Source organism: Flagellimonas marinaquae (assembly GCF_003992675.1).
Taxonomy (GTDB): Bacteria; Bacteroidota; Bacteroidia; order Flavobacteriales; family Flavobacteriaceae; genus Flagellimonas; species Flagellimonas marinaquae.
In genome coordinates this window covers 1-2,500 of record NZ_RZMZ01000004.1, presented here as the reverse complement: position 1 = coordinate 2,500, position 2,500 = coordinate 1, and the positions used below count along the sequence as shown (strand labels likewise).

The following is a 2,500-nucleotide window of genomic DNA, read 5'->3' as shown; positions in this document are numbered from 1 at the left end:
TGCCGAAACAACAACGGTTTGGGCCGATCCGATTTCGCTCGCCACTACTCTCGGAATCACTCTTGTTTTCTCTTCCTCCGCCTACTTAGATGTTTCAGTTCGGCGGGTTCGCCCCCATTGCTGGGTGACAGGCCTTCAACCTGCCGGGTTGCCCCATTCGGACACCCGCGGATCAATGCTCATGTGCAGCTCCCCGCGGATTTTCGCAGCTTATCACGTCCTTCGTCGCCTCTGAGAGCCTAGGCATCCCCCATACGCCCTTCTTTTGCTTGTCGCATCCCATATAAATATGGGACGCCCTCTCGTAATCCTTAATTGTTCTATTCTACTTCGTGTTTCTTCTTTTTGACTTCACGTGAACGGTATGATACCGCTCCGCTCCGTCCCAATATGTCAATGAACTTTCTGGCACGCCGCCACCGATACCAAGATCGACGGACGGCCTTTGCCGTGGTGGAGAATATCGGAGTCGAACCGATGACCTCCTGCGTGCAAGGCAGGCGCTCTAGCCAGCTGAGCTAATCCCCCATCTTTCAGTTATGAGTTATTAGTTGGGAGTTATGAGTGATAACCCTGTAACTCAACTTCTAAAATTTCCAATTCAATATTCCTCAATGAACTTCCTTTACAGTCCCAGGCAGACTTGCTTCGACCGCGCTCAGCACAGGCTTCTCGTCCTTCTTCGACTTGTAGTCTCAGGCAGACTCGAACTGCCGACCTCTACATTATCAGTGTAGCGCTCTAACCAGCTGAGCTATGAGACTGTCTTGGCCTATTGCCAGTATTTGTAACATATCATAAACGACAGCGCAGAGATAAAACCATCTCGTGCGGGACAAGGATCTTCCGGACATCTCTTTCTCTAGAAAGGAGGTGTTCCAGCCGCACCTTCCGGTACGGCTACCTTGTTACGACTTAGCCCTAGTTACCGATTTTGCCCTAGGCCGCTCCTTGCGGTGACGGACTTCAGGCACTCCCGGCTTCCATGGCTTGACGGGCGGTGTGTACAAGGCCCGGGAACGTATTCACCGGATCATGGCTGATATCCGATTACTAGCGATTCCAGCTTCACGGGGTCGAGTTGCAGACCCCGATCCGAACTGTGACCGGTTTTGTAGATCCGCGCCCCCTTGCGGGGTGGCTTCCCTCTGTACCGGCCATTGTAGCACGTGTGTAGCCCAGGACGTAAGGGCCGTGATGATTTGACGTCGTCCCCACCTTCCTCACGGTTTGCACCGGCAGTCCCGTTAGAGTCCCCATCTTGACATGCTGGCAACTAACGGTAGGGGTTGCGCTCGTTATAGGACTTAACCTGACACCTCACGGCACGAGCTGACGACAACCATGCAGCACCTTGCAGGCGGTCCGAAGAAAGGGGTATCTCTACCCCATGCAGCCTGCATTTAAGCCCTGGTAAGGTTCCTCGCGTATCATCGAATTAAACCACATGCTCCACCGCTTGTGCGGGCCCCCGTCAATTCCTTTGAGTTTCATTCTTGCGAACGTACTCCCCAGGTGGGATACTTATCACTTTCGCTTGGCCACGGAGACCGAAGTCCCCACAGCTAGTATCCATCGTTTACGGCGTGGACTACCGGGGTATCTAATCCCGTTCGCTACCCACGCTTTCGTCCATCAGCGTCAGTACATGGTTGGTCACCTGCCTTCGCGATCGGTGTTCTATGTGATATCTATGCATTTCACCGCTACACCACATGTTCCGGCAACCCCACCATGACTCAAGACCTGCAGTATCAAAGGCAATTTTATGGTTGAGCCACAAACTTTCACCCCTGACTTACAGGCCCGCCTACGGACCCTTTAAACCCAATGATTCCGGATAACGCTCGGACCCTCCGTATTACCGCGGCTGCTGGCACGGAGTTAGCCGGTCCTTATTCTTACGGTACCGTCAGACACCTACACGTAGGTGCGTTTCTTCCCGTATAAAAGCAGTTTACAACCCATAGGGCCGTCATCCTGCACGCGGCATGGCTGGATCAGGCTCCCGCCCATTGTCCAATATTCCTCACTGCTGCCTCCCGTAGGAGTCTGGTCCGTGTCTCAGTACCAGTGTGGGGGATCCCCCTCTCAGGGCCCCTAACCATCGCTGTCTTGGTGGGCCGTTACCCCACCAACTAACTAATGGTACGCATGGCCATCCCTGTCCGATAAATCTTTAATCGTAATATCATGCGATATAACGATACCATGGGGCATTAATCCAAGTTTCCCTGGGCTATTCCCCTGACAGGGGCAGGTTCCATACGCGTTCCGCACCCGTGCGCCGGTCGCCACCAGAAAAGCAAGCTTTTCCGTGATGCCCCTCGACTTGCATGTGTTAGGCCTGCCGCTAGCGTTCATCCTGAGCCAGGATCAAACTCTTCATTGTATTTCTTTGAATGTCTGTCCGACACCCGGAAACCCGAGTCCCTGCATCAAAATGGTTCTTTCTTAATTCTACGCTGTCGTTACAATATGTATATGAACTTCTTTGTTT

General features: G+C 53.0%; 2 tRNA genes and 2 rRNA genes (1 of these 4 cut by a window edge). All 4 read right to left on the bottom strand.

Annotated features, from left to right (window positions below):
* Nucleotides 1-276: ribosomal RNA gene (locus tag EO130_RS01250) — 23S ribosomal RNA — on the bottom strand (it extends 2,541 nt beyond the left edge of the window).
* 175 nt (nucleotides 277-451) lie between these two features.
* Nucleotides 452-528 (bottom strand) — tRNA-Ala (locus tag EO130_RS01245).
* Between the two features lie 162 nt (nucleotides 529-690).
* Nucleotides 691-764: transfer RNA gene (locus EO130_RS01240), tRNA-Ile, on the bottom strand.
* A 102-nt stretch (nucleotides 765-866) separates the two neighbouring features.
* Nucleotides 867-2,392, bottom strand: a 16S ribosomal RNA gene (locus tag EO130_RS01235).
* Together the 16S and 23S rRNA genes with 2 tRNA genes alongside form the textbook arrangement of a ribosomal RNA operon.
* Nucleotides 2,393-2,500: the final 108 nt, after the last annotated feature.